The 6,000-nt window shown below is 68.8% G+C and carries 8 protein-coding genes and 2 pseudogenes; 9 read left to right on the top strand and 1 reads right to left on the bottom strand.

Annotation, left to right across the window (positions count from 1 at the left end; translation table 11 throughout):
- The first annotated feature begins 91 nt into the window (after positions 1–91).
- The 8 genes and pseudogenes from ACFQUZ_RS29685 (at position 92) to ACFQUZ_RS29650 (ending at position 5,247) form a co-directional block, all read left to right on the top strand.
- A complete protein-coding gene (locus tag ACFQUZ_RS29685; protein WP_377448130.1) occupies positions 92–529 on the top strand; it encodes a hypothetical protein in 438 nt (145 codons plus the stop codon).
- A gap of 13 nt (positions 530–542) precedes the next feature.
- Positions 543–1,088 carry a CbrC family protein gene (locus ACFQUZ_RS29680; protein ID WP_377448128.1) on the top strand — a complete coding sequence of 182 codons (546 nt, stop codon included), beginning with the start codon at positions 543–545 and terminating at the stop codon, positions 1,086–1,088.
- 48 nt (positions 1,089–1,136) lie between these two features.
- Complete coding sequence (locus ACFQUZ_RS29675; protein WP_377448126.1) at positions 1,137–1,679, top strand: hypothetical protein; 543 nt, start codon at positions 1,137–1,139, stop codon at positions 1,677–1,679.
- Positions 1,680–2,166: 487 nt separating this feature from the next.
- Positions 2,167–3,111: a hypothetical protein gene (locus ACFQUZ_RS29670; RefSeq protein WP_377448124.1), complete on the top strand. Its 945-nt coding sequence runs from the start codon at positions 2,167–2,169 to the stop codon at positions 3,109–3,111.
- A gap of 16 nt (positions 3,112–3,127) precedes the next feature.
- Entirely contained in the window at positions 3,128–3,463 is a 336-nt protein-coding gene (locus tag ACFQUZ_RS29665; RefSeq protein WP_377448123.1) for a hypothetical protein, read from the top strand.
- A pseudogene (locus tag ACFQUZ_RS29660) lies at positions 3,456–3,779 on the top strand (HAD domain-containing protein); the annotation flags it as partial. The gene ACFQUZ_RS29665 and the pseudogene ACFQUZ_RS29660, both read left to right, overlap by 8 nt.
- Positions 3,780–4,001: 222 nt before the next feature.
- Positions 4,002–4,838, top strand: coding sequence for a TIGR02452 family protein (locus ACFQUZ_RS29655; RefSeq protein WP_377448121.1), 837 nt, complete (start codon positions 4,002–4,004; stop codon positions 4,836–4,838).
- Entirely contained in the window at positions 4,819–5,247 is a 429-nt protein-coding gene (locus ACFQUZ_RS29650) for a hypothetical protein (protein ID WP_377448138.1), read from the top strand. Before ACFQUZ_RS29655 ends, ACFQUZ_RS29650 begins: the two co-directional genes overlap by 20 nt.
- Positions 5,248–5,402: 155 nt before the next feature.
- On the opposite strand, the pseudogene ACFQUZ_RS29645 reads toward ACFQUZ_RS29650, so the two are convergent.
- A pseudogene (locus ACFQUZ_RS29645) lies at positions 5,403–5,540 on the bottom strand (recombinase); the annotation flags it as partial.
- Positions 5,541–5,779: 239 nt separating this feature from the next.
- On the opposite strand from ACFQUZ_RS29645, the gene ACFQUZ_RS29640 reads away from it, so the two are divergent.
- Positions 5,780–5,956: a hypothetical protein gene (locus ACFQUZ_RS29640; protein WP_377448119.1), complete on the top strand. Its 177-nt coding sequence runs from the start codon at positions 5,780–5,782 to the stop codon at positions 5,954–5,956.
- Positions 5,957–6,000: the final 44 nt, after the last annotated feature.

Genomic DNA, 6,000 nt, shown 5'->3' with positions numbered 1-6,000 from the left:
CCCACGAAGCCTCCCAAGATCGGATGCGTGGCATTCTCGCACCGGCCACCGACAGGACCCCAGCGAACACGAAGGCGGCTATCGTGCCCGGATGGCGATCGGCAGGTCGGGGCAGCGGCGGCTGGAGACGGCAGCGGCCGAGCTCGACGCGTACCTACGCGAGTTCCGGGCGGGCGGCTATCCGGTGGCCCGGGTCGTCCACGCGGCGTGTGCACGGTGCGGCAGGTCGGAGTTCGGGGTGCGGGTCGACGATGACGCTGGCTACGCCGAACGCACCTGCCATGGATGCGGCGACCGGCGCGTCCTGCTCGATGCCCTCGACGTCGCCGAGGACGCCGATCCCGGTGACGCCGCCTGCCCCTGCGGCGGTGAGCGGTTCGACGTTGCGGTGGGGTTCGCGCTGCGCGAAGACGGTGAGGTGCGGTGGGTGTCGGTGGCGTTGCGCTGCACCGCGGACGGCGCCCTCGGGGTCTACGCCGATTGGAAAATCGACTACTCGCCCAGCGGTCATCTCATGGCCCGGGTCTGACAGGAGTGGTCGAGTGACACAGCCGAGGTTCCGTTACCACCCCGATCCGGTCGCGACCGGGTCGGCCGTTCCCACGGTCGAGGCGTGCGTGCTGTGCGGGGTTGCTCGCGGCTGGCGGTACGCCGGTCCGATCTACGGCCGCCAGGTCGACGTTCTGTGCCTGCACTGCATTGCCTCGGGTGAGGCGGCGCGGACGTTGACGGGCGCCGCCGACTTCCCGTGCATGTTCACCGACGCGACCGACGTGCCACCAGACGTTCCGTTCGCCGTAGTCGAGGAGGTCACGCAACGCACGCCAGGGTTCAACTCCTGGCAGCAACCGAGCTGGCTGTACCACTGCGGCGACGGCGCCACGTTCCTCGGCCCCGCCGGATACGAGGAGCTGCGCACCCACCCTGACGCGATGGAGATGATCCGGGACGATCTGCACCGGCTCGGGTGGCCGGCAGATCAGGCCGACCAGATGCTGCGGCGGATGGACCGGACCGGTGAGCCGACGGCGTACTTGTTCCGGTGCCTGCACTGCGGCGTGCACTTGGCCTCCTGGGCAATCGGATGATCGAGGCCGGCAGAGACAGTGCAGAAGGCGCCAAGGCGTCGGCCGATCATGGACGGATTTGATAGCCCAATGGACGTGGCGTACATCCGGCGCTGGCGCGAGGACGTCACCGCCTGCCTGGACCGGCTGCTGCCGGGCTTCGAAGTCCGGTTTGGGTACCCGCCGGGCCGGCACACGATCGGCGGCCCAGCGGGGGAGGAGGAGCTTGCCTCCCTGGTGGGCATGCGCCCGCCCGGTGAGCTGGTCGTGTGGTACCGGCAGGTGCGTGAGGTGAGCCTGCCGGACGTCGGCAACGGCTACTTCATCCACGAGCCCGGCCTGGTTGTAAACAGGGAGGTGACGTCTATCCGGGGCCGCTTCACCGCTGATGTGGTGGTGTTCGCCAGTGATGGCGGCGGCACCCTGTTCGCGGTGGAGGCGGTGACCGACTCCCCGGTGTACCGGCTTCCTGCCGGCGAGACCGTTGCCGGTGTCTACCGCAGCGATGACCCGCGATTCGACGTGGTGGCAACGAATCTGACCGAATTTCTCGACCGGCTACGTGACACGGTCGAGGTGTTCGCCGCCACGGGCGCACCCGGCGACCTGTAGAAACGGCTGGTACGGCCCCGTCCGAGGAGGTGAGACTTCGTGGCTGTGGCACAGTTCGCGATGGGTCACCAGCGCCCGTACCGTTACGTCGGTCCAGCCGATGTGCTTGCCGCCGCGTCGCGCGAGAACGGTGGCTGCCGGGTCGATTCGTCCGGCGATCTGGCCGAGTGGCTGGCGACACTGAGCCCGGCCGAGCGCGCCGAGCCGCACACGTTCGTCGTCGATGTCGCTGGCGGGTTGCGAATCGCGCCAAGGCGCAGCGAGCACGTTGCCTGCTCGGGCGGCCGACCCGTACTCAGCGCCGGGGAGATCACCTTCGCCCGGCAGGACACGGGCTGGACGGTCACCGATGTGAGCAACCAGTCGACCGGGTACTGCCCCGAGCCGTCCTCGTGGCCGGTCGTAGCCGCCGCGTGCGACAGGGCGGGCCTTCCGCATCCCGGAGGCTTCACCACGGGATTGGTGTCACTGGTTCTATCCTTGCGCGGTGACGTATGCCGACCTCAGCTTCGAGCAGTGGGACGGACTGTCTGACGGCGCCGCGCGCCGGATGGTCCAGGACATCGCCGACCGACACGAACTGACCGTGGTGGGCCTGGAAGACAGGGGGTACGCGGGGCGGTCGCACCGGGTGGCGCTGTTCGACCGTGACGGGATGCGGTTCGCTCTTGTACCCGGTGGCCGGCCAACGCTCGGCTTCGACGCGGCCCGGTTCCAGCCCGTTCCGGAGCAGGTCGCCAGTTACGCCGAGAGCGCCAGTGAGTACGGTCTTCCTCCGCTGGCAGAGTTTGTCGATGCGATGACCTCGCCGGTACGCGGCGCCGAGATGCCGGCGATGCTGGTCGCGGTGGAAGCGTTCGACCCGTGTGAGATGCAACTGGCGGTGGACCACCCTCGGGTACTCAAACTTGTCGCGTCGGCCGGGGATCCGTTCGTCGGGGTGAGCACGTTCCAATCTGCTGGTGGGCTGACGGTGGAGTTCGACCGGACCGGGCAGGTGGTGCGGGCCCGAGCGACCCGGCAGGTTTCCCACGACGAGGCGATGGCCGAGCTCGCGAGCATCGGCTTGCGGACGACCACTGCGGATGAGTGGGAGTGGGCGTGTGGCGCCGGTGCGGCAACCCTGTTCCGCTGGGGCGATGACTGCCCCACCGACGGTTACCCGTCCGACTACGAGACCGGCCCGCACCGGCAGAAGAACCTGTGGGGTTTGGCGATCGGGCAGGATCCCTACAAGCATGAGGCGACCACCGAGCGAACCATCGTGTGCGGCGGCGATGGCGGCAGCGCCACGTGTGGCGGCAGCGGATTCTTCCTGAGCTGGCTCACCCTCGCGACCGCCTATCGCGACAAGGAGTTCGGCCAGTGGCTGGCCTCTGACGATGGGTACGCCGACCAGATCCTGACCCGGCCCGTCATAGAGCTGAGCTGAAGAGGAGCGATGAACAGTGGACGACCGGACCCGTGAGCTTCTCGACGCCGCCGTACGGGAACAGCTTGCCGCCCATGAGCGGGTCCTGCCGCCGTGGCGGGCGTACCCGCAGATCGAGCGGTACAGCATCGGCTGGCGCATGGGTGACGGCGAGTGGCATCTGATGGTGTGGTGGCATTGGTGGGAGTCCGCTCCCATGGACGAGACTGAGAGGATTGCCTACTTCCAGGCCGATGAGCCGCCGCGCGAGTGGCTGGACTGGGCCGCGCACCAGCTCTGGCCGGATGTGGACTTCGGTGGGGCGGGCGTACGCCGCCTGGTCGAGCACGGGATCGGCTCTGCCGGTGGCTGATCGCCCGCTGCTGTTTCTCGACGTGGACGGGACGCTTCTGCCCTTCGGTGGCACCGCGGGTCCAATGCGCGATGGCGGCAATCCTCTGCTGGCAGGTCTCGACGCCGAGCACGGTCGTCGGCTTGCCGCATTGCCGTGTGATCTCGTCTGGGCCACGACCTGGATGGCGGAGGCGAACGAGGTGCTCGCACCACGGCTCGGCCTACCTCAGCCGCCGGTCGTGGACTGGCCAGACGACGAAGCCGACGATGGTGGTCGGCTGCACTGGAAGACGCGTCGCCTCGTCGCCTGGGCGGCAGGACGCCGGTTCAACTGGCCGGCCAGTGGTTCGACGACTGGCGTGACTTGTAACTGACACGATCCGGCCCGCTGCCGCCGTCTCCGGCGATCCGAGATCGACCAGGGCCACCCGTACCGGCCTCGCCTCCAGCGGTACGGTGACGCCAGCGGGAATCACTAACCAGTTGCCGGTCGGGGCGGGATTGCCTAGCTTGCTCATCGTGCAGAGCATTGGTCCTGGCGCGTACGGGTGCGCCCGGTGAGTGGCCGTCTTCGTGAGATCGCTCGGCAGACGGTCGCGATCGCCGAGTCGGGACGCTATCGCGATGGCGCCGGTGATGACGTCGTCATCGGCGGGGCCGTACGTGCCGCGGTCGCCGGCACTCGCCATTACCTGCCGGACGAGGTGCTCCCGGTGGGAAACGTGGAGCCCGGCGCCGGCAAGGTGGAGGTGACGTACGAGTCGACGTTACAGGCGGCCCACCGGCTTGGGCCTGATGCGGCGTGTCTGGTGTTCGCGTCGGCGAAGAATCCAGGCGGCGGATTCCTGGGCGGGGCGAAAGCGCAGGAGGAGAGCATCGCTCGCTCATCAGCGCTTTACCCATGTCTGCTTGCTGCGCCAGAGTTCTATGCATTCCACCGCGGGCAGCGGGATCTGCGGTACAGCGACCGGGTCATCTACTCCCCGGACGTGCCGGTGTTCCGGGACGACAAGGGCAACCTGCTCGACCAGCCGTATACGACGTCTTTTCTGACAGCTGCGGCGCCGAACCTTGGCGCGATCCTCCGCAACCAGCCCGAGCACGCTTCGGATGTGCCGGCGGTGCTGGCCCGGCGGGCCCGGCGGGTGCTGGAGGTCGCCGCTGCGCACGGGCGTCGAACGATCGTGTTGGGCGCGTGGGGGTGCGGGGTGTTCCGCAACGATCCCGCTACGGTGGCGGGCGCGTTCGCCGAGGCGCTGCGGGTGGTCGACCGGTTCGACCACGTGGTGTTCGCCATCCGGGACGGCCTGCCGGGCACACCCGTGTATCGCACGTTCGTGGAACGCTTTCCGGGAACTGCGGTGGAATCGGCGGGTGGTAACGATCGAGGGTGAGCGTCGCAGGGTCCGCCGGACCCCGCAGGAGAAGAAGCAGCTCAGCTACGAGCACGACCGGCGGAACAACTACGGCGAGAACGACAAGAGTTCCCGCAAGAGCATCCGCCGTAACAAGCGCTACCCGAACCGGTCCAACAGCCACCACGACCGGCAGGTGCTCGACGGAGCGGCTGGTCCGGTGGACGAGCGTGTCGCGGATGTGGTCGAGCAGACGCTGTACGTCAAGCGCCGGCGACGGCGGCGTAAGTGGCCGGACATACCGTTGGGTGTCCACGTCGAGGCGGCTCTGGAGCGCCGGCAGCAGCTGGAAGGCGGCCGCAGCGAGCAGGTGGAGGCGAGGCGGCAACGCCTGCGAGGGCGGGGTGGGCGTTGTCCCGAGCAAGGCAAGCGTGGCTTGCATGGCTGAGGCCGCCACTGCACCGCGAATCCGGTTCCGGTTCGGCGGCGTACCTCCGACTGGCCGAGGAGATCATCGGCGGCGTCGAGTGAGCCGCGGTCGGTGTGCTGCCGACTCCAGACCTGCCGGCCGGTGTAGCGAGGGTTGGCCAGGATCGCCGCCACCGTGCGTAGCGTCCATCCGGCGCCGTTGCGGTGCGGGTTGCGGCCGGGATCGACGCGGGACGGGCATGGCACCCGCCGATCGTTGAGGTCGCGGGCGATTCCGGCGACACTGCGGCCGGCGAGGCGCTGGGCGAACATCCACTGCACATGCGGTGCAGTGGACGGGTCAGGTTCCAGCCGGTGGGCCATGCGTCCCCATTTGGCGTGTGCCCGGTTCGGGTGCGGGCCCGCGTCGGCCAGCCGGTAGCCGTAGGGCGGTCGGCCACCGAGATGACGGCCTTGCTCGACCACCTGGGCGCGCATCGCCGCCATGGCCCGAAACCGGGAGCGTGGACCTCTCGTTTCGAGTGCACGCCGAGCAGGGCCAGCAGCGACAAGTGGAACTCGTTGCTGGCATCGACCGGTCCGTTGAGTTCGGGCAGCCACAGCTGCACGCCGTACAGGTTGAACAGCGGCGCGAGGTCGCGGAACTGGTTGCCGTAGAACGCTCGCTCGAACTCGCCAACGACCACCGCGTCGAACTCCCGGCCAGGGTCCGCGAGAGCTGCCAGTAGTCGTGCGGCTTGCGGGCGACGCGTCCAGGGCACCTGACGGGACT

It is taken from the genome of Plantactinospora sp. GCM10030261 (genome assembly GCF_042666615.1).
Classification (GTDB): Bacteria; Actinomycetota; Actinomycetes; order Mycobacteriales; family Micromonosporaceae; genus KBS50.
Note: the sequence above shows the minus strand (reverse complement) of the source record. Positions and strands in the feature narration are given on the sequence as shown.

What these genes read in the sequence shown, in the direction of transcription:
- ACFQUZ_RS29675 (WP_377448126.1), top strand. Translation starts at nt 1,137, where the DNA reads ATGGACGGATTTGATAGCCCAATGGACGTGGCGTACATCCGGCGCTGG.
- ACFQUZ_RS29685 (WP_377448130.1), top strand. Translation starts at nt 92, where the DNA reads ATGGCGATCGGCAGGTCGGGGCAGCGGCGGCTGGAGACGGCAGCGGCC.